The organism is Bacillus sp. KS1 (assembly GCF_020075515.1).
Classification (GTDB): Bacteria; Bacillota; Bacilli; order Bacillales; family Bacillaceae; genus Bacillus; species Bacillus velezensis.
On record NZ_JACAWW010000004.1, the window covers coordinates 749,209 to 769,484 of the forward strand.

The 20,276-nt window shown below is 48.5% G+C and carries 21 protein-coding genes; 14 read left to right on the forward strand and 7 right to left on the reverse strand.

The annotated features are described in order from the left end of the window. The first annotated feature begins 4 nt into the window (after positions 1–4). The 5 genes from dltA to HWY38_RS04225 all read left to right on the forward strand — a co-directional run bounded on the left by dltA (position 5) and on the right by HWY38_RS04225 (position 5,401). Positions 5–1,516 carry a D-alanine--poly(phosphoribitol) ligase subunit DltA gene (gene dltA, locus HWY38_RS04205; protein ID WP_007614638.1) on the forward strand — a complete coding sequence of 504 codons (1,512 nt, stop codon included), beginning with the start codon at positions 5–7 and terminating at the stop codon, positions 1,514–1,516. Further along, a complete protein-coding gene (gene dltB / locus HWY38_RS04210; protein ID WP_012118762.1) occupies positions 1,513–2,694 on the forward strand; it encodes a D-alanyl-lipoteichoic acid biosynthesis protein DltB in 1,182 nt (393 codons plus the stop codon). Before dltA ends, dltB begins: the two co-directional genes overlap by 4 nt. 16 nt (positions 2,695–2,710) lie before the next feature. After that, positions 2,711–2,947 carry a D-alanine--poly(phosphoribitol) ligase subunit 2 gene (dltC, locus tag HWY38_RS04215; protein WP_003150875.1) on the forward strand — a complete coding sequence of 79 codons (237 nt, stop codon included), beginning with the start codon at positions 2,711–2,713 and terminating at the stop codon, positions 2,945–2,947. Continuing rightward, positions 2,948–4,126: a D-alanyl-lipoteichoic acid biosynthesis protein DltD gene (gene dltD, locus HWY38_RS04220; protein ID WP_224181317.1), complete on the forward strand. Its 1,179-nt coding sequence runs from the start codon at positions 2,948–2,950 to the stop codon at positions 4,124–4,126. Between the two features lie 183 nt (positions 4,127–4,309). Next, the gene (locus tag HWY38_RS04225) at positions 4,310–5,401 is read left to right on the forward strand and encodes a branched-chain amino acid aminotransferase (RefSeq protein WP_224181419.1); all 1,092 of its coding nucleotides are present in this window, start codon (positions 4,310–4,312) and stop codon (positions 5,399–5,401) included. A 39-nt stretch (positions 5,402–5,440) separates the two neighbouring features. Here HWY38_RS04225 and licH read toward each other — a convergent pair whose 3' ends face one another. The 7 genes from licH to HWY38_RS04255 form a co-directional block, all read right to left on the reverse strand. After that, positions 5,441–6,769: a 6-phospho-beta-glucosidase LicH gene (gene licH / locus HWY38_RS04230; RefSeq protein ID WP_224181318.1), complete on the reverse strand. Its 1,329-nt coding sequence runs from the start codon at positions 6,767–6,769 to the stop codon at positions 5,441–5,443. After that, positions 6,766–7,098 (reverse strand): PTS lichenan transporter subunit IIA, encoded by a 333-nt coding sequence (gene licA, locus HWY38_RS04235; protein ID WP_003150867.1) that lies wholly within the window; start codon positions 7,096–7,098, stop codon positions 6,766–6,768. The genes licH and licA overlap by 4 nt, the downstream gene beginning before the upstream one ends. A gap of 18 nt (positions 7,099–7,116) precedes the next feature. Further along, the gene (gene celB, locus HWY38_RS04240) at positions 7,117–8,475 is read right to left on the reverse strand and encodes a PTS cellobiose transporter subunit IIC (RefSeq protein ID WP_032875716.1); all 1,359 of its coding nucleotides are present in this window, start codon (positions 8,473–8,475) and stop codon (positions 7,117–7,119) included. 15 nt (positions 8,476–8,490) lie between these two features. Further along, positions 8,491–8,799 (reverse strand): PTS lichenan transporter subunit IIB, encoded by a 309-nt coding sequence (gene licB, locus HWY38_RS04245; RefSeq protein WP_003150863.1) that lies wholly within the window; start codon positions 8,797–8,799, stop codon positions 8,491–8,493. Between the two features lie 98 nt (positions 8,800–8,897). Continuing rightward, positions 8,898–10,853 carry a transcriptional regulator LicR gene (licR, locus tag HWY38_RS04250; RefSeq protein WP_224181319.1) on the reverse strand — a complete coding sequence of 652 codons (1,956 nt, stop codon included), beginning with the start codon at positions 10,851–10,853 and terminating at the stop codon, positions 8,898–8,900. 146 nt (positions 10,854–10,999) lie between these two features. Continuing rightward, positions 11,000–11,134: a hypothetical protein gene (locus HWY38_RS19110; RefSeq protein WP_369719122.1), complete on the reverse strand. Its 135-nt coding sequence runs from the start codon at positions 11,132–11,134 to the stop codon at positions 11,000–11,002. A 51-nt stretch (positions 11,135–11,185) separates the two neighbouring features. After that, positions 11,186–11,776: a DNA-3-methyladenine glycosylase gene (locus HWY38_RS04255; RefSeq protein ID WP_032875710.1), complete on the reverse strand. Its 591-nt coding sequence runs from the start codon at positions 11,774–11,776 to the stop codon at positions 11,186–11,188. 242 nt (positions 11,777–12,018) lie between these two features. On the opposite strand from HWY38_RS04255, the gene HWY38_RS04260 reads away from it, so the two are divergent. The 9 genes from HWY38_RS04260 (at position 12,019) to HWY38_RS04300 (ending at position 20,275) form a co-directional block, all read left to right on the forward strand. Then, positions 12,019–13,017, forward strand: coding sequence for a FecCD family ABC transporter permease (locus tag HWY38_RS04260; protein ID WP_042635747.1), 999 nt, complete (start codon positions 12,019–12,021; stop codon positions 13,015–13,017). Next, positions 13,018–14,031 (forward strand): FecCD family ABC transporter permease, encoded by a 1,014-nt coding sequence (locus HWY38_RS04265; RefSeq protein WP_007407745.1) that lies wholly within the window; start codon positions 13,018–13,020, stop codon positions 14,029–14,031. Between the two features lie 16 nt (positions 14,032–14,047). Continuing rightward, positions 14,048–14,944, forward strand: a complete 897-nt coding sequence (locus tag HWY38_RS04270; protein ID WP_007614657.1) for an ABC transporter substrate-binding protein — start codon at positions 14,048–14,050, stop codon at positions 14,942–14,944. 103 nt (positions 14,945–15,047) lie between these two features. After that, positions 15,048–15,398 carry an ArsR/SmtB family transcription factor gene (locus tag HWY38_RS04275; protein WP_038460339.1) on the forward strand — a complete coding sequence of 117 codons (351 nt, stop codon included), beginning with the start codon at positions 15,048–15,050 and terminating at the stop codon, positions 15,396–15,398. A 13-nt stretch (positions 15,399–15,411) separates the two neighbouring features. Then, positions 15,412–16,710, forward strand: a complete 1,299-nt coding sequence (locus HWY38_RS04280; RefSeq protein ID WP_224181320.1) for an arsenic transporter — start codon at positions 15,412–15,414, stop codon at positions 16,708–16,710. A 153-nt stretch (positions 16,711–16,863) separates the two neighbouring features. Next, positions 16,864–17,175, forward strand: coding sequence for a PTS sugar transporter subunit IIB (locus HWY38_RS04285; RefSeq protein WP_007614670.1), 312 nt, complete (start codon positions 16,864–16,866; stop codon positions 17,173–17,175). Positions 17,176–17,189: 14 nt separating this feature from the next. Further along, entirely contained in the window at positions 17,190–17,507 is a 318-nt protein-coding gene (locus HWY38_RS04290; RefSeq protein ID WP_044802409.1) for a PTS lactose/cellobiose transporter subunit IIA, read from the forward strand. 18 nt (positions 17,508–17,525) lie between these two features. Beyond that, entirely contained in the window at positions 17,526–18,845 is a 1,320-nt protein-coding gene (gene celB / locus HWY38_RS04295; protein WP_224181321.1) for a PTS cellobiose transporter subunit IIC, read from the forward strand. A 29-nt stretch (positions 18,846–18,874) separates the two neighbouring features. Continuing rightward, a complete protein-coding gene (locus tag HWY38_RS04300; RefSeq protein WP_224181322.1) occupies positions 18,875–20,275 on the forward strand; it encodes a glycoside hydrolase family 1 protein in 1,401 nt (466 codons plus the stop codon). Position 20,276 lies beyond the last annotated feature (1 nt).

The window sequence follows — 20,276 nt, forward strand, 5'->3', positions numbered from 1 at the left end:
AACTATGAAACTACTTGATGCTATAAAAACATACGCAGACGCCAAGCCGCAGGCCGAAGCGTTTCGTTCCTTAGATCATTCCCTCACTTACGGGGAATTATGGGATTTGTCGGAGCGGGTTGCGTCCGGCATTCAAAAACATACAGCTGACGGTTCGAAAGCGCCTGTCCTGGTTTACGGACATATGGAGCCGAATATGATCGTTTCTTTCTTAGGAAGCGTCAAAGCGGGCCGCCCATACATCCCTGTCGATGTTTCCATTCCGGCGGAGCGGATCGTCAAAATCATTGAAAGCTCAGGCGCAGAGCTGCTTATCAGCGTATCGGGCGATGCAGTCGATACGGGAAGCAATCTGATTAAAACCGTTACGCCCGAAGAGCTTGCAGCTGACGGAGATGCAGACCTCAGCCGTGAGAACTGGGTAAAAGAGCTGGATACCTTTTACATTATTTACACGTCCGGCAGCACGGGAAATCCGAAGGGCGTGCAGATATCGGCCGATAACCTGCAAAGCTTCACTGACTGGATCTGCAGGGATTTTCCTGTGGGCGAGGGTAAGACATTCTTAAACCAAGCTCCGTTTTCTTTTGATTTATCTGTCATGGACATTTTCCCGTCGCTTCAAACGGGAGGTACGCTGCACTGCGTAACGAAAGACAAAATCAATAAACCGAAAGTACTATTTGAAGAATTGGAGAAATCCAAACTGAACGTCTGGACATCGACGCCGTCTTTCGTCCAAATGTGTCTGATGGACCCCGGCTTTACGCAGGAACTCCTGCCTGAGGCAGAAGTATTTATGTTTTGCGGAGAAGCGCTTCCGGCTGCCGTGGCACAGGAGCTGTTAAACCGTTTTCCGAAGGCGCGTGTATTTAATACATACGGCCCGACTGAAACAACGGTTGCCGTCACCTCCGTTGAAATTACGCAGCAGATCATCGATGAACATGAATCTCTGCCTGTCGGTTTTGCAAAACCCGATATGGATATCTTCATCATGGATGAAAACGGGAATAAGCTTCCGGACGGAGAAAAAGGGGAAATCATCATCGCGGGCCCGAGCGTGAGCAAAGGCTATCTCGGAGAGCCTTCTCTGACGGAAAAAGCGTTTTTCCCGATCGACGGCCAGTGGGCATATCACACGGGTGATGCCGGTTATGTTCAGGATGGTCAGATTTTCTGCCAAGGACGCCTTGATTTCCAGATTAAGCTTCACGGCTACCGCATGGAGCTGGAGGAAATCGAAGTACATGTAAGGCAGTCTCAATATGTGCGCACGGCGGTTGTCATCCCGTATCAGCCTAACGGACCTGTCGAATATTTAATTGCCGCCATCGTGCCTGAAAAACATGATTTTGAAAAAGAATTCCAGCTGACAAGCGCCATTAAGAAAGAACTGGCCGCTTCGCTTCCGGCCTACATGATTCCGAGAAAATTCATTTACCAGGATCACATTCAAATGACTGCGAACGGAAAAATCGACCGTAAACGCATTGGCGAAGAGGTTCTTGTATGACGCCTTACAGCTCGTTTTTCTTCTTTATCTTACTTGGAATCCTTCTTTTGCCGACGATTATTTTAGGGCTGAACGGCAAGAGATTCCAAGGATACAACATGTTTATATCCATCATCGTATTGGCTTTGATTTTCGCGCATGATCTGCACGGCGTGATCGCACTATGTATCTTTACGCTGTGGCAGGTGCTTTTAATCAGGGGTTATCTCGCTTACAGACTGAAAGCCAACAGCGGCTTTGTCTTCAGTATGGCCGTGATCGCGTCCATTTTACCCCTGTTTTTATCTAAATTATGGCCGTTTTTCTTTCCGCCGGCGCCCCATCACCCGGTTCATAACCTGATCAGTTTCTTAGGAATTTCTTATTTGACATTTAAAGGCGTCCAGCTGATCATGGAAACGAGAGACGGACTGATTAAAGAAAAAATGCCGCTTCACCGCCTTTTGTACTTTATTATGTTTTTCCCGACCATTTCTTCCGGTCCGATCGACAGATACCGCAGATTTGCCAAGGACGAACAGAAAGTATGGACAAAGGGAGAATACGCTGATTTACTGTATACCGGCATTCATAAAATTTTTATCGGTTTCTTGTACAAATTCATTATCGGATATGCGATTAACACGTATTTCATTATGAATCTGTCTCATATCACCCACAGCAAACTGTGGGGTAATGTGCTGTACATGTACGGATACAGCTTGTACCTGTTTTTTGATTTTGCGGGTTACACGATGTTTGCCGTCGGTGTAAGCTATATCATGGGTATCAAATCTCCGGAAAACTTTAATAAGCCGTTTATCAGCAAAAACATTAAAGACTTCTGGAACCGCTGGCACATGTCCTTATCCTTCTGGTTCAGAGACTACGTATTTATGCGCTTTGTTTTCTGGATGACAAAGAAAAAATGGATAAAGAACCGGATGGCCGTCTCGAACATCGGGTATTTCCTGCTGTTCATGCTGATGGGCGTCTGGCACGGACTCGCCCTGCAATATATTGTATACGGCCTGTACCACGCCGTATTAATGACCGGGTATAACTTTTTTGAGAAATGGAATAAGAAATACAAATGGCTGCCCGCCAATCGTTTTACGGCCTTTTTAGCCATCGTCATCACATTCCATTTCGTATGTTTCGGATTTTATATTTTCTCAGGAAAACCATTTCATCACTAAAGGAGATTGAAAACACATGGAATTTAAACAGGAAGTATTAGACGTATTAGCTGAAGTTTGTCAGGAGGACGCCGTGAAAGAAAATCCTGATATTGAAATCTTTGAAGAAGGACTGCTTGACTCTTTCGGAACTGTGGAACTGCTGGTCGCCATCGAAAACCGCTTCGGCATTACAGTGCCGATCACTGAATTTGACCGTGACGAGTGGAATACGCCAAACAACATTGTAAACAAACTGACTGAGTTGAAGTAAATGAAAAAGCGTTTCTTTGGACCAATTATTTTAGCGTTCGTCCTGTTTGTCGGAGCTATCGCAGTTCCGGCTTCATGGCTTACGCGCTTCATTCCTGAAAAACGTGTCGAAGAGTCGGCGGCAGCCTTAAATCCGAATATGTTCCAGGGGCTCTATCTGCAAAATAAAATGTTCGAAGACTCGAAGTATATGCCGATTTTCGGTTCTTCCGAGCTTTCAAGACTGGATGAGTTTCACCCGTCCAACTATTTCCAAGTGAACAACCAAGGCTTTACGCCTTATCTTGTCGGAAAAGGCGGGGACCAATCCTTGATACACGCCGTGAACTTTGCGGCGCATTATCAGCAGCTGAAGGGCAAAAAACTGGTATTCATTGTTTCTCCGCAATGGTTTATCAAAAAAGGTTCTGATGAACAGCACTTTGCGCCGAATTTTTCATCACTTCAGGCATTGGATTTAGCATTTAATAACCAGATTGATCCCGCGGTCAAAAAGAACATGATGAAGCGCATGCTCCGTTTTAAAGTCGTTCAGCATGATGCTGTCCTTTCTGAATTATACAAGGGAATGGTCAACGGACCATCATGGAAAGTGAAAGCGGTCATGCCGGCTGCCAAAGCTTATTATTCACTGCTTGAGAAAAAAGATCTTTATTATTCAATGGGAGAAACCAAGGGCCCTGAACGGACGATCTCTGAAAACCTGAAAGGGAAATCGTGGTCAGAGTTAAAAACAGCTGCCGCTCAATTAGGAGAACGGAGCTCCAAGTCCAATCCTTTCTATATCGATGACGCTTCTTATAAAAAGATTAAGAAGAAAGTAAAGAGAGTGAAAGGAATCAACAAAGGAAGAACATACGCCAAATCAGTCGAATATCACGACTTTGCGGATATGCTGGACATTCTGAAAGATGCCGGCGCTGAACCGATGTTCGTGGTTATTCCGGTCAACGGAAAATGGTATGACTACACCGGCTTCCCGAAAAAAGGCCGGACTGATTACTACAAAAAAGTCACTAAGCAAATTAAAGCGAAGGGCTTTCAGGTTGCCGACTTATCCGGGCACGAATATGATCCGTACTTTATGAAAGACACCATCCATATCGCCTGGAAGGGCTGGGTGTACGTCGATAAAGCAATGGAGCAGTTTTACAAAACCGGCAAGGTGACGGTTCACTGAGCACGGTGATGACAGAATACGTAAAAACGAACACGCAGGGGGCATTCTCTCCCCTGCTTTTTATGTGATTTGATTTTTTCACAAATTTGAGGAAAACTATTGCGAATATTTGTTGAAAGTATACAATAGAATATAAATTATTTTCAAATAAGTTTGACAATAACACCAATAGGGAGACAGAACATTATGAAACAAGACATTCGTGTTGAATTGACTTCAGCCAAAAAACCGAAACCGGACCCCCATGACCTTGCGTTCGGCAGAATTTTCACCGACCATATGTTTGTTATGGATTACGATGCCGATCAAGGCTGGTATGATCCGAGAATTATCCCTTATCAGTCCATCTCAATGGATCCTGCGGCCATGGTTTATCATTACGGCCAAACCGTTTTTGAAGGGCTTAAAGCGTATGTAACGAAGGATCAGGAAGTGCTTCTGTTCAGACCGGAGAAAAATATGAAGCGCCTGAACCAGTCAAATGACCGCCTTTGCATCCCGCTCATTGATGAAGAGCTTGTTCTTGAAGGCCTGAAACAGCTCGTAGCCATCGACAAAGACTGGATTCCGAAAGCGGAAGGCACTTCCCTTTATATCCGTCCGTTTATCATTGCGACTGAGCCTTTCCTCGGTGTAGCGGCATCCCATACGTACAAGCTGTTTATCATTCTTTCCCCGGTCGGCTCTTATTACAAAGAAGGCATTAAACCGGTAAAAATCGCCGTGGAAAACGAATTCGTGCGCGCCGTCAAAGGCGGCACCGGAAACGCGAAAACCGCCGGCAACTACGCATCAAGCCTGAAAGCGCAGCAGGTTGCGGAAGAGAAGGGATTTTCCCAGGTTTTATGGCTTGACGGCATTGAGAAAAAATACATCGAAGAAGTCGGCAGCATGAACATCTTCTTCAAAATCAGCGGCGAGATCGTGACGCCGGAGCTGAACGGAAGCATTCTTGAAGGAATTACGAGAAATTCCGTCATCACCCTTCTCAAACATTGGGGACTGACTGTGTCTGAGCGAAAGATTTCGATCGATGAAATCATTCAGGCGCATCGTGACGGCCGATTGGAAGAAACATTCGGAACCGGTACGGCGGCGGTCATTTCTCCGGTCGGCGAACTGATCTGGAATGATGAAAGTCTTGTCATCGGCAGCGGTGAAACCGGAGAGATCTCGAAGAAATTGTACGATACCATTACAGGCATTCAAAAAGGCGCGGAAGCCGACGTGTTCGGCTGGACGACAGAAGTCGCCTCACTAAGCGAATCAAAATAAGCAAAAAACCCGGAAGCGAATCCGGGTTTTTTTCTGCTCTTATGCTTCAATCGACTTAAAGAAATGAGGCAGATGTTCTTTGTGGGCCTCAAGCATTTCATCCAGAATGGCCTTTGCCACGGAGTCTGACGGGACGAGAGGGTTGATCGTCATCGCAAGTAGCGCCGTTTGATAATCTCCCGTGACAGCTGCTTCAGCGGCGACGCGCTCAAATGATTTGATTTGCTGGACGAGTCCGCGGACAGACACCGGCAGATCACCGACGGCGATCGGTTTCGGACCGTCTTTCGTCATGACACAGTTCACTTCGACCGCTGAGTCATTCGGAATGCTGGCGATCGCGCCGTTGTTCATCGTATTGACGGGCTGGATATCATGTTTGTCGTTATAGATGGAGCTGATCAGGTTGCAGGCCGCGTCACTGTAGTACGCTCCGCCCCGTTTTTCAAGCTGCGGCGGTTTGATGGCGAGATTCGGATCTTTGTACAGTTCGAACAGTTCTTTCTCAACCTTCTGTACAACCTCGGCGCGTGTGCCCTCCGTCTGTGACGCTTCTATTTCATGCTCGAGCATTTCTTTCGTTTTGAAATAATAACGGTGGTAGCCGCAAGGAATCAGATCGAGCGCCTTCAGGAATTCAGGCTCCCATTCCGCCCCTGAAATATTTTTCATCGTCATGGCGTTTTCCGGGTCTCCCATGGCTTCAATGACTTGATCTTTCACGCTGACGCCGTCTAAGAAAACATCTAATCCGAAGACCATGTGATTCAGCCCGGCAAATTGCACTTCGATCCGGCTGACATCCACATCCAATGCTTTTGCGACGCCCATTTTAATGCCGATCGGCACATTGCAGAGGCCGACGACTTTTGTGAGATTCGAGTAGCGGAGCAAGGCCTCGGTAACCATGCCGGCAGGGTTTGTGAAATTCACGAGCCATGCATTCGGACAAAGCTCTTCGATGTCTTTCGCGATTTCCAGAATAACCGGGATGGTGCGCAGCCCTTTGAATAAACCGCCCGGACCGTTTGTCTCCTGGCCGATTACGCCGTATTTTAACGGAATCCGTTCATCTTTGGCGCGGGCCTCAAGAAGGCCGACGCGGAATTGAGTCGTTACGAAATCCGCATCCTTCAAAGCTTCTCTCCGGTCAAGCGTCAGGTGAATCTCTATCGGAACACCCGCTTTTTCGACCATGCGTTTTGCAAGCGTGCCGACGATATTGAGTTTTTTCTCGCCTTCGGGAATGTCGACGAGCCATAATTCTCTGACAGGCAGTTCCTCATAGCGCTTAATGATGCCTTCCACAAGCTCCGGTGTATAGCTTGAACCTCCGCCGATCGTTACAATTTTAATTCCTTTTGTCATATTTTTGCTCCCCCTTGCAGACTCACTTTTTCGTAAATCTCGACTAACTCAGCGGCCAAGTCTTTCACGGTCATGGCATTCATTAAATGATCTTGCGCATGCACCATCAAAAGCGTCATGTCTGTTTTTTCTCCGCCGGCTTCATTTTGGATCAGTTCTGTCTGATAATGATGGGCTTCGGTCAGTTCCCTTGCGGCTTCCTGAAGCTTTTCTTCCGCCATGGCTCTGTCCCCCCGCTTTGCGGCGGCAATGGCTTCCATTGATGCACTTCTGCCGTTGCCGCCATGCAGGATGATCTGAAAAATGGTCTGTTCCATTTTTTCATTCATGTGTTTCACTCCCTTTCTCTACAGCACGGCTTTTTCGTCTCCCTGTACGGCTGGCGCCTGCGATTGTTCAAGTTCGTTTTCTTCTTTCAGCTTTTGCGAATCCCACATTCTGAAGAACGGATAGTACACGATAAAGGCTGTGATGATATTAATCGCCTGCATGACAGCCCCTGATATTTTTCCGCCCGTGGCAAGATAGCCGGAGAAAATCGGCGGCATCGTCCATGGGACGGCAATGCCGGCAGGTTTGGCGACGAGGCCAGTGCTCATGCCAATATAGGTAAAGACCAGTGTGACAAGCGGTGTGATAATGAACGGAATGAGAAGCATCGGGTTCATGACGATCGGCATTCCGAAAATAATCGGCTCATTAATATTAAAGACGGCCGGCCCGATGGCGAGTTTCCCAAGCTGCTTCATCTGCTTGCTTCGCGAACGGAGAAACATGGTGACCACGAGCGCCAGTGTCGCGCCGCTTCCGCCGATGTTGATCCAGATTTCAAAAAACTGCTGGGTGAAAATATTCGGAAGCGCATCGCCCGCCTGAAACGCAATCCGATTGGCATCCATCGCTCCGAACCAGATCGGCGCCATGACGCCGCCGACTATGTTCGCCCCGTGTAATCCGCACGCCCACAAGAGCATTTGAACCGCTTCGGCTATCAGGCTTCCGCCGAGACTTCCCCCAAGAATCGAGAGCGGCGTCCCCAGTACAACGCTTACAATGTTATGAAGGCTTTCAAACGGCGTCGCTTCGACAATTAAACGCGCGCCCCAGATCAGAAAGATGACGGCAAAGCCGGGAATTAAAGCGACAAATGATTTGCTGACCGCCGGAGGCACGCCGTCCGGCATTTTGAAGACGAAATTCCGCTGGATGATCAGGCGGTAAATTTCCGTCGACAGCATGGCGATGATCATCGCGACAAACAGCCCTTTGCTTCCCATGAGAGACAGCGGGATGCCGCCGCCCACCATGATTTCCTCTTTGGCGCCGGAAGGCAGAAACGGAACTTTGTACGGCGTTGCCAAGAGAAACGCCGCCAAAGATATCGCACCGGCCGATAATGCGTCCACCCCGTATTTTTCGGCCAGGCGGTAGGCGATTCCGAAAGCGGCGACAAGACCCATGATTTCAAAGGTCGCATCAACCGGATATTGCAGTTTTTGAGACCAGGCGCTTCCGAACGTCTTTGCCATGAAATCCGCATATCCCGGAATCGGCAGGTTGCCGATGATCAGAAAAAACGAACCGATGATGATAAGCGGCATGGTGAGGATGATCCCGTCACGCAATGCTTGCAGATGCCGCTGGGAGGCAATTTTTCCGGCAATGGGCATGACTTTCTCTTCTAAAAACTGGTTCACCTTATTCACACGGCCCGCCCCTTTCTACGATGCGTTTCCGAGCTGTTCCGCTGATTTCAGAACCTCCGCTCCGTTGCACGTGCCGTAATGGACGGTATTGATGACTTCAACCGGCACTCCTTTTGATTCACCCAATTTTTTCAGCTGCGGAAGCAAATAACGGACTTGAGGCCCAAGCAGCAATACGTCCGCTTTATCAATATGCTGGTTGACTGAATCGCCTGACACCGCCCAGATTTTATATTCTTTTCCTTGTTCCTGCGCGCTTTTTTCCATCTTGGTGACGAGTAAGCTTGTTGACATCCCTGCTGCACAAACGAGTAATATATTCATGTAAAAGACCTCCTGAAAGTTTGATATTTTGTATGTCTCGATGTTAGTACCATCATATTATGAAATCGCTTTCATAACTACTCAGGCTTTTTCCGCTGCTAACGGAAAAAAGGTGTATCCCGGTCTTTCTCTGATCGTTTGTCTCTGAATACTCGTAAAACCTCCTGATAGGTTGTGCATTTTAAGAGACGGCTTACCGCGGCCGGATCATCTAACATCCCGCCGAGCCATTTGTACATATGCTGGAGGTCGGCTTTGCTTTCTTTCTCGACGCAGAGCAGGCAGACAAATTGGACACGCTTATCCGCCCAGTCAATCGGCTTCTTCAGCGTGCATACCGCCCAAAACGTCGTGTCTGTCTGCGGAACGAGCGGGTGCGGAATCGCCGTAAGATTGCCGAAACTCGTAGGAGAAATCGCTTCCCTTTCAAAAATAGAATCGGTCAGAGAATCAGAAGCGAGGCCGGCTTCTGCAACCTGCTGTCCGAGAAAACGGATGACGTCCTCCTTCGTCTCCAGATCCTGCTGCAAAAATACCAGTTCCGGTTTCAGAAAGTTCAATTGTTCCCGCTTTTCTTCCAGCATGGCGTCGATTTTTGTAAAATCCCCGCCGCCCAACAGCGTCTGAACCTTTAATACGGGAACGGGCAGGTCTTTTTTGATCGGCACTGTGCTGACCACAAAATCAATCGACTCAAAGGAAAGCTGGTCAAGGCTGCAGTAATCAGCCGTTCCGACGATTTCAAGACGCTTTGCGAACCGGGAACGGAGCTTTTCTCTTAAAAGCTGCGCGCTGCCGGCGCCGGACGCACAGACAATCAGACAGCGTTTAGGCGGCCGTTCCGTCTTTCTCCTTTCAATCGCGGCTCCGAAATGAAGCGCCAAATATCCGATCTCATTTTCATGGATATCAATGCCGGTTTGCTCCTTGATCACGATTCCCGCAATCACTCCCGCTTCAAATGCGAGCGGATAATTTTCCTTTATGGCGGCGAGCATGGGATTTCTCAGGTTCATTCCGTACCGGTTCCGGTTAATCGCCGGCTTGATGTGGAGCGCAAGACCCGCTTTCAGCTCATTGTCGTCCGTGATTCCGAGCTTCAGCTCCCGCTCAATGGCTTCGATCATGGCCTCCGTCAAACGGCTGGTTTCTCCGTCTATCAGCCTTGTAAGCTCTTTTCCTTCCAGTTGTGACTGGGTCATGCGCTTTGTCCCGAGCAGGTGAATGGCGATATAGGCGGTTTCCTGTTCGGGAAAGGTGACCGAAAGCGCTGATTCAAGCTCTTTTACGATGGCTTCCGCTGATTGATATTCTGTTTCAAGCTTAATATCATGAAGATCTTCCGGAATGAGAGATACATAGTTTTCTGTCCGGATTCGTTTGCAGGCAATGGCGATATGGATGATGAGATTGTTCAGGCCGAAGAAAGAAAGCGGGATCTTATGGTTTCGAACCTGCTTCATAATGGCTGTGCGGATCACATGAATGTCGTCTTTCGGCAGAATACCAGCCTTTTCACTCAGGAGATCAGGCTCAGGCTCGCGGTCGTCCACTAAGTATTCCGCCATACAATAACGGAGGCGGAGCTCTTCGCCGCGCAGCTTAAAGCCGTAGTTCGGCCTTGTTTCCAAAATGATGTCATAGGGGCGGAGCCGTTTTTTGACTTCTTTTAAATCAGATTGAAGTGTGGATTTACTGATGAACAGTTCTTCCGCCAAGTCATCCAGCTTGAGGTAGCCGTCGGTCAGAAGCATTCTTTTCATAAGGTAATCTATCCGTTCATCGGGAAAAATCGGCACGGTGCTGTTCTGCTGGAAATTGTCCTGAAGCCAGTTTTTAAACGGCTGTTCATTCCGGATCAGCAGCTTATAGCCGCTCCCTCTGACAGATTGAATGGATGCGCCGTGTTTTTCTACAATGGTTTGCAGTTCCTTTATGTCATTGCGGACCGTCCGTGTCGTTACCTTTACATTTGCAGCGATGACTGAGCTTGTAACCGGTGTTTCAGCAGCTAAAAGCAAGCGCAGAAGTTCACGAAGCCGCCCATGAAGCATGAGAAAAACCTCCTATCAGATCAGATGAAGACGTGAAAAATGGGCAAAAAGAATGAGGAAGGGGTAAATGTATGTAAATTCTATAATGGGAAGGATTTCAAGTCAATGCGGCAATCCGATGCCAAGCCCGTAAAAAAACAGCCGGATCAGCCGGCTGTTCGGGATGCGGACATGCGGTTCCGCTTAGATGCCTTCCGTTCTTTTATGATTTTTCTGATGATCGGATAGATGACGGGCGCCCATTTGATAATCGTTTTGAAAAATTTTTTCAATGTCTGAATCCCCTTTCTTTTACCTTGTCTTTCCCCTGTTATCAGCGGTTATAAACATGGTCAGCGTGAGACATACCGGTTCCCCGTCACCCAATAGCGCCACGGATAATCCCGGGCTTCTCCGCTGTTGTCAATCCCGATTCTCGGGCCTGTTGATATATGTTCAGGCGTAAAGCCCTCCGTAATATACAGCGGCGGTTCCGTGATCATGCCGCCGTAGTCGTTCATTGAAATGCCCATCGCCTTCGTCAGTTTTCCCGGGCCGTTTGTCCACTCTCTCGGGGGTCTGCCCGGTCTCCTGCTCTCCATCAGGAACTGTCCTTCATGAGGCTCCGCCGCCCTGATTAACACGGCCTGCGGAATGCCGATGTCCGCGGCGACGACGTTCATTAATGTATGAGTGTGCATGACGTATGTATAAATGCGGCCCGCCTCATGGAACATAATTTCCGTCCGTTTCGTGCGCCGGTTGCCGAAGCTGTGCGCCGCCCGGTCATCCGCTCCCATATAAGCTTCCGTTTCCACGATAAAACCTGAAGCCGTTCCCTCGTCCGTCTCCTTCACCAAGAGACAGCCGAGCAATAAAGGGGCAAGCTCCACTGACGGCCTCTGGTAAAATTCAATCGGCAAAGGCTTTCGTTCTCCCGCCATTTGCCTCCCTCCTTTCTGAATATAGCTATTTCCTCTTTCACGTTTTTCACTTCTTTTTTACAATATAAACATGAGAGAAAAAAAGGACATCATTGTTGAACGCTCTATTGCGTTTTGAAAATCGGCTCGGTATAATATGATGGTTCAAATGAAAATGATTCTCATATTCAATAAATACCGGACAATGATCATAAAAGTAGGTGAATTGATTTTTGAGCGATTCTGTCACGTCCGCAAACCGTCTGATCAGCATCTTAAAAAACGGGGTTTTCTTCCTGATCGCGGTGATCGGGCTGCTTGTATCTATTTTTTTCGCCGTCTCATTCGGCGCGAAAGACATTACTTTACATACGGTTTGGTCGGCTGTTGCTGATTACAATCCGAACATAACGGGCCAGCAGATCATTCATGAATTGCGTCTTCCGAGGGTGCTCGGGGCGGCCGTTACAGGAGCCGCTTTTGCCGCAGCAGGCGCCCTCATGCAGGGTGTCACGAGAAATCCGCTTGCCGATTCGGGTGTCTTAGGCGTAAACGCGGGCGCCATGTTTGTTGTTGCGCTCAGTTTTGCTTTTTTCCCTCATTTGTCATACGCCCTGCTGATGGTGATGTCATTTTTGGGAGCACTGGCAAGCACCGGCTTGATTTTCTTTATCAGTGCGGCGGGAAAAGGCAGCATGACGCCTTTAAAGGTGACGCTTGCCGGGGCGGTCGTGGCCGCTCTTTTACATTCACTCAGTACCGGTGTGGCGATTTATTACGATTTAAGCCAGGATTTGGCCTTCTGGTACGCCGGCGGGGTGTCAGGGATCAAGTGGGCTCATTTACAAGTCCTTGTTCCCGTGATTGCGGTCTTCATCATTCTCGCGACATTCATGGGCCGGTCCGTCACCCTTCTCTCAATGGGAAATGACGTGGCGGCGAATTTAGGGGTGAACACGGCTCTGACGCGTGCCGCCGGATTAATGATCGCCGTCGTTCTTGCCGGTGTGTCTGTTTCCGCTGCCGGCGCGATCGGCTTCGTCGGGCTGGTCATTCCCCATATCGCGCGGAAGATCGTCGGCGTTACGTACAGGCTGATTATTCCGATGTCCGCGTTACTCGGCGCGATTCTATTGATTTTGGCTGACCTGGCCTCGCGCACGGTCAGTCCCCCGAGGGAATTGGCGATAGGCATTATGGTCGCACTTGTCGGTGTCCCTTTCTTTCTTTATATTGCCCGCAAGGAAGGGAGAGACTTATAAATGAAAGTGCAGAAAGAAACAAAAAAAGCGGCGGCGGCAGGTCTCATTCTGCTGGTCATCGCCGTTTGCATTATTCTGATCGGGCTGCATACGGGCTCATTCCGGCTTTCTCCTCTCACCGTGGGAAAAACGCTGTTCGGATACGGCACGTTTCAAAGCACAACCGTTTTATTCGATTACCGGCTTCCCCGGATTCTGGTGACGATGCTGGCCGGCATCGGTTTAGGAGTGTCGGGCGCTATTTTGCAGGGTGTATCCCGAAATCCGCTTGCCGATCCGGGCATTCTCGGACTGCATGCCGGCGCTTCCTTCGGTTTGATGATGTATATCACATTCTTTCATTCCTTGGAGGCGCAAGCGTCGATGTTCATCCCGCTGTTTACGTTTGCGGGCGGAACACTCGCCGCCCTGCTGATCGTAGTGCTTACGTACGACAGGCTGAACGGTTTTTTAACGATCCGCATGCTGTTAGTCGGGATCGCCGTTTCCGCGGGCTTCAGCGCCGTTACATTGTTTATGTCGCTGCGCCTGAATGAAGAAACCTATACATTCGCTTCCCGCTGGCTGGTGGGAAACGTCTGGGGCAGGGATTGGATTCACGTGTGGTCGCTATTGCCCTGGATCGGCATTCTCGCACCGCTTGCATGGCTGAACGCCCGGTCTTTGAATATTTTAATGCTCGGTGACCAGGCAGCCGCGGGGCTCGGCGCACACGTGCAGAGAAAAAGGATCATGCTGATCGCCATAGCGGTCGGCTTGTCCTGCGCGAGCGTCGCGATGGCCGGGGGAATCGGCTTTATCGGCTTTGCCGCCCCTCACTTGGCAAGACGGCTCGTCGGCACCATGCATCAGCATATTATTCCGATTGCAGGATTAATCGGACTTGTCATTCTTGTCGCGGCAGACACCATCGGCCGGTCTTTGTTTCAGCCGAACGCCATTCCGGCCGGCGTGGTTGCGGCAGCCATCGGCGCGCCGTATTTTCTCTATCTCGTCATGAAAATCAAATCATAAAACAAGGAGTATTCCCATGAAAAAAATAATTGCGCTCATCAGTTTCATGTGTATTTTCTTATTGGCTGCCTGCCAATCCGATTCAACACAGCCGGAGTCAAAAAAGAAATCCGGCGATCATAAAATCGCTTCGATGTCCATTCACCTGACAAATGATCTGCTGGCTCTCGGCGTTACACCGGCCGGTTCCGTCGTGGGCGGAGAATTAAAAGATTTTCTCCCTCATGTGAAAAATCAGCTGAAAGACACGAAAAAACTCGGCCCTGCCTCAGACCCGGATATGGAAGCTTTACTTGAGCTGAATCCAGACAACATTTATCTTGATAAAGAATTTGCGGGAAAAGATGTGTCAAAATACAAGAAAATCGGAAACACACACGTTTTCGACCTTGATAAAGGCACTTGGCGCGATCATTTAAAAGACATCGGAAAAATCGTCAACCGTGAAAAAGAAGCGAAAACATTTATTCAAGATTACGAAGATGAAACAAAACAAGTCAGATCCATGATGAATAAGGAATTAGGGAAAAACGCCAAAGTCATGGCGATCCGCGTGAACGCAAAAGAGCTTCGCGTCTTCAGCACACGCCGTCCGATGGGACCGATTCTGTTTGACGATCTGAAGCTGAAACCGGCTGACGGCATTAAAGAAATGAACACCTCCCGCCCTTACGAAGTCATTTCTCAAGAAGTGCTGCCTGATTACAACGCGGATGCGATTTTCGTCGTCGTTAACAGAGACGACAAGTCACAGCAAGCCTATAAAGAATTGCAAAAAAGCGCTGTATGGAAAGGGCTGAAGGCCGTGAAAGCAAACCACGTCTATAAAATTGCCGATCAGCCTTGGCTTGATTATTCAGCACTGGGAAATAAATTAGCAATGGATGAAGCGAAAAAACTGTTCCAAAAATAAACATGAGCCGGTTTTGCCAAAAGTGCAAGACCGGCTTTTTTTATATTGTCGTTTACTTATATAAACATCTGCTTATATAATAGTGTGAAAAAGGAGTGAGCGCATGGAACGGCGGCATCATGCTTTAAGTTCCGAAGGGATCAGCCAGTGCCTCAAGCTTCTAAGCGACCGGACGAGGCTTTTGATGCTGAAGCTTCTGGAGGATAAGGAATATTGTGTCTGCGAGCTGACGGCTATTTTTGATATAAGTCAGCCCGGCATCAGCCAGCACTTGCGGAAATTAAAGAACGCCGGCCTTGTGCGGGAAAGACGCGAGGGCCAGTGGCGGTACTATGCCTTTCATCCGTCCGGTCCGGAATACGCGCTGGTTTGCTCGATTCTGCAGCAGATAGATGAAAAGGACGAAGTTTTACAGACATTGCGGCAAAAAGAAGTCACTGTTACATGCCGGTAAGGGGGATATATTCTTGGGAGTTGCGGTTTTATCAGCGCTGATTTTTGTGCTGACACTTGTGTTTGTCATATGGCAGCCGAAACATGTATCAATCGGCTGGTCTGCCTGCGGCGGAGCGGTCCTCGCTTTGATCGCCGGAGCAGTCAGCCTGCACGATATCGCGGAAGTGACGGGAATCGTCTGGAATGCGACACTTGCCTTTATCGCCATTATTATCATTTCATTAATTCTTGACAGCATCGGTTTTTTTGAGTGGGCCGCGCTGCATATGGCCATGGCGGCCAAAGGCAGCGGGCTGCGGATGTTTCTCTATGTGTCGGTCTTAGGGGCTGTTGTCTCCGCCCTGTTTGCCAATGACGGAGCGGCGCTCATTTTGACGCCGATCGTACTGGCGATGGTGCGGGCTTTGAATTTACCTGAAAAGCTGGTTTTTCCGTTTATTATCGCCGGAGGATTCATCGCCGACACCACCTCGCTTCCGCTCGTTGTAAGCAATTTGGTCAATATTGTATCCGCCGATTACTTTCATATCGGGTACATTGAATATGCATCACGCATGCTGGTGCCCAACCTTTTTTCTCTGGCGGCAAGCATTTTGGTGCTGTATCTCTATTTCAGAAAAAACATTCCGAAACGGTATGACACCGGTCTTGTGAAACATCCGGCATCCGCGATTAAGGATGAACGCCTTTTCCGGATATCGTGGGCTGTGCTGGCCGTTTTATTGATCGGATATTTCGTCAGCGAACTGCTGTCGATACCCGTTTCCTTCGTTGCCGGCTCCATCGCGGTCATTTTTCTCATTCTGGCGCAGCGAAGCCCCGCCGTCCCTGCGAAACAAGTCATCAAGGACGCCCCGTGGGCCATCGTGTTTTTTTCTGTCGGCATGTATGTTGTCGTGTACAGCTTGCGGAATGCCGGACTGACGGATCTTCTTTCTCAGCTTATTCAGAAAGCGGCGGATCACGGTTTGTTTGCGGGCACACTCGGAATGGGGTTTATCGCTGCGATCCTCTCCTCCGTTATGAATAACCTGCCGACGGTGATGATTGACGCCATAGCCATCAGCGGAACGGGCACTCACGGGCTGATGAGAGAAGCATTGATTTACGCGAATGTTATCGGTTCGGACCTCGGGCCGAAAATTACGCCGATCGGATCGCTGGCGACATTGTTATGGCTCCACGTGCTGAGCCGGAAAAACGTGAAAATTTCCTGGGGAATGTATTTCAAGACAGGTCTGATATTAACCATTCCGACGTTATTTATCACCCTGATCGGACTCTATTTATGGCTGTTATGGCTCGCTTGAGATGAAAAACCTTTTAAGTTGAATCTTAAAAGGTTTTTTTGTGTCAAAAATCCGAAATGTAAAACTTTTATATTTTAAAAGTATAGACATTTAAATTCAAAAGATTATAATATTCATGAAAACGTTTTAACTTTACGAAAGAAGGGATTCCTCATGAAAAGAATTTTATTAGCCTGCAGCTCAGGCATGTCCACCAGCCTTCTTGTCACGAAAATGCAGAATTACGCCCGCTCCATCGGTGAGGAAGCCGAGATTTGGGCAGTCGGACAGGATAAAGCAAAAGAAGCGATGAAAGATGCAGACGTCGTACTTATCGGCCCGCAGATGAGTTTTTTAAAAGGTGAGCTTCAGAAAGAGGCGGACCCGCTTCACATCACCGTTGATGTGATTGATATGATGGCATACGGCATGGGGGACGGCAAAAAAGCATACGAACAGGCCGTTGCCTTGATAGAGAACAAATAAAGGAGGCGATAAGCATGGAAACGTACACGGATGAACAGATCAGTTTTCAGCTGATTCTTCACAGCGGCAATGCCCGCAGCAATATTATTCAATCTATACGCGCATATAAAGACGGCCGGCCAGATGAGTCAGGCACCTTTCTGACAAAGGCTGAAGAAGAACTGGGGAAAGCGCATGACATCCATTTTCAGATGATTCAAAAAGAAGCCGGCGGCGCCAAGACGGATGTCTCTCTGCTTTTTATGCATGCTGAAGACCACTTAATGTCAGCGCTTTCAATGAAAGAGCTCGTTAAAGAAATGCTCGACTTATTTCAATCGAAAAATTTATAGAAAGCCGGGGGTGAAGACGTGTTTGAGAAAATCAGCCAATTCCTTATTCCGATCGCTGGCAAATTAAACAATAACCGCTACTTGCAAGTCTTACGGGATGCTTTTATGCTGGCGTTTCCGCTGACCATTTTCGGTTCGGTGTTCGTCGTGCTGACGAACCTGCCGTTTTTAAACAAAATCATGAGCAGCTCCGCACTGTCTGTCTTTCAATCCGGATTTGGCGGCGCTTCGACGGCGACGATGGGGATTATGTCCATTTTTGTCGTCTTCGGGATCGGCTATTACCTTTCCAAAAGCTACGAAGTGGAGGCCGTATTCGGCGGAGCGATCGCATTGGTTTCTTTTCTGCTGCTCACCCCGTTCGTCTTAGAGCCGGAAACGGGCAAAGCGATCGCAGGCGTCATTCCGGTTGACCGGCTTGGAGCAAAAGGGATGTTTCTCGGCATGATTACCGCGTTTTTGTCAGGTGAAATCTACAGAAGAATCGTCCAGAGAAACTTAACAATTAAGATGCCTGCCGGTGTTCCTCCGGCTGTTGCTAAATCGTTCGCCGCATTGATTCCGGCTTTTATCACACTTACCGTCTTCCTCTTGATCAATGCGGCTGTCACCCAGATCTTTCACACCAATCTGCATGATGTCATTTATCATACGGTTCAAGCCCCGCTTGTCGGACTTGGAAGCGGCATCATTCCTACATTAATCGCTGTTTTCTTTATCCAGATTTTATGGTTTTTCGGACTTCACGGACAAATCATTATCAATTCCGTGATGGACCCGATTTGGAATACATTACAGGTCGAAAATTTGGCTGCGTATACAGCGGGAAAAGAGATTCCCCATATTATTTCTAAGCCGTTTATGGAGATTTACACCGTCGGAATGGGCGGAACCGGAATGACATTGGCCATAGTGATCGCCATCTTGCTTTTTATGAAAAGCAAACAGATGAAACAGATATCCAAACTCGGTCTCGCGCCAGGCATTTTCAATGTCAATGAGCCGGTTATTTTCGGTTTGCCGATCGTGATGAACCCGATCATTATCATTCCGTGGGTGATCGCGCCGATGGTTGTCACACTTGTCACCTACCTGGCCATGTCGGCGGGGATCGTGCCCCCTCCTACCGGCGTGACCGTGCCTTGGACCGTCCCCCTATTCATTAACGGGATTATGGCGACCAATTCCGTCATGGGCGGCATTATGCAGCTGGTCAACCTCTGTATTGTGTTTGTCATCTGGCTCCCGTTTCTTAAAGCGCTGGACAAATTAAACATGGCAAAGGAAAAAGAAGCTGAGACCGAGCAGCATGCCCGGGATGACAGCATGAGTATGTAATCAAAATCGCAGTAAGGGAGAGAAATCAATTGACTGAATCAAATATTCAATATCGTTTTCCGGAAGGATTCTGGTGGGGGTCTTCCGCCTCCGCCACCCAAACAGAAGGCGCCGCCGACAGAGACGGAAAAAGCCAAAACATATGGGATTACTGGTATGAAAAAGAGCCGAGCCGTTTTTTTAACGGCGTCGGTCCCGGCGACACGTCACGTTTTTACGATCAATACAAGGAGGATATCCGGCTGATGAAAGAAATCGGCCACAACTCCTTCCGGCTGTCTATTTCCTGGTCAAGATTGATTCCGGACGGAACTGGCGAGGTCAATCAGAAAGCGGTCGCGTTTTATCAGGACGTCATCGATGAAATGCTTGCCCATCATATTGAGCCGTTTGTCAATTTGTTTCACTTTGACATGCCGCTTGCCCTTCAGCGTAAGGGAGGCTGGGTCAGCCGGGACACCGTTGACGCGTTTGAACATTACGCCAAAACCTGCTTTTCGCTATTCGGTGACAAGGTGAAAAAATGGTTCACTCACAACGAGCCGATTGTGCCGATTGAAGGCGGCTACTTATACGACTTTCACTACCCGAATCATGTTAATTTTCAAGAAGCGGTGCAGGCCGGCTTCCATACCCTGCTGTCGAATGCAAGGGCTGTCAAAGCCTACAGAGAATTGAAACAGGACGGACAAATCGGAATCATTCTGAATCTGACGCCTTCTTATCCGAGAAGCTCACATCCTGAAGATCTGAAAGCGTCCCGGATTGCCGACGCCTTTTTCAACCGCTCATTTTTAGATCCCGCCGTAAAGGGCGAATTTCCTGAGGAACTTGTCGAGATTCTCAAGGCGGAAGGCTTTCTGCCGCATTATGAGAAAGAAGATCTCCGCCTCATTCAGGAGCATACGGTCGACCTGTTAGGCGTGAACTACTACCAGCCTAGGCGCGTTAAGGCAAAAGAACATGTTCCGAATCCGCATGCCCCTTTCCTGCCTGAGCGTTTCTTCGATCCGTATGTCATGCCCGGCCGGAAAATGAACCCTCACCGCGGTTGGGAAATTTACGAAAAAGGAATCTACGACATTCTCACCAATCTCAGAGAACATTACGGAAATATCGAGTGTTTTATTTCTGAGAACGGCATGGGAGTAGAAGGCGAGGAACGCTTCCGCGATGAAAACGGCATCATTCAGGATGATTACAGGATTGAATTTATCCAGGAACATCTGAAATGGGTGCATCGGGCCATCGGAGAAGGTTCAAATGTAAAAGGCTATCACCTGTGGACTTTCATGGACAACTGGTCTTGGACAAACGCTTATAAAAACCGCTACGGCTTTGTATCTGTCAATCTGGAAAACGGGGGCGAACGGACTGTCAAAAAAAGCGGCCGCTGGTTCAAATCCGTTTCCGATCAAAACGGATTTTAAC